The sequence below is a fragment of the Oceanicaulis sp. UBA6590 genome, assembly GCF_002433705.1.
In the GTDB taxonomy this organism is placed as follows: Bacteria; Pseudomonadota; Alphaproteobacteria; order Caulobacterales; family Maricaulaceae; genus Oceanicaulis.
This window is the reverse complement of the sequence record NZ_DJIQ01000058.1, coordinates 40,530-40,747: the sequence shown is the minus strand read 5'-3', so window position 1 is coordinate 40,747 and position 218 is coordinate 40,530. Positions and strand designations below refer to the sequence as shown.

Sequence of the window (218 nt, the reverse complement as noted above, 5' to 3'; positions counted from 1 at the left end):
AGATGTCGATGGCTTCGCCGACCTTGCGGTCCAGCTCGAGCACAGAGCCCGAGGTCAGCCGCAGCAGCGAGTTCACATCCACATGGGCCTTGCCCAGGACCGCAGAGATGTTGACCGGCACGTCGAAGACGGGCGCCAGGTCCACCGCGGTGCGAACCTCTTCGTCAATCAGCGCCTGAGCGGCGCCATTGGCGGGCTCGCCCATGGGCTCGGGATCG

1 protein-coding gene is annotated in these 218 nt (G+C 66.5%); it reads right to left on the bottom strand.

Annotation, left to right across the window (positions count from 1 at the left end; genetic code table 11):
• Positions 1-205 (bottom strand): FliM/FliN family flagellar motor switch protein (locus B2Z70_RS11920; RefSeq protein WP_292983524.1); only part of this gene is annotated, 205 nt, incomplete at its 3' end.
• Between the last annotated feature and the right edge of the window lie 13 nt (positions 206-218).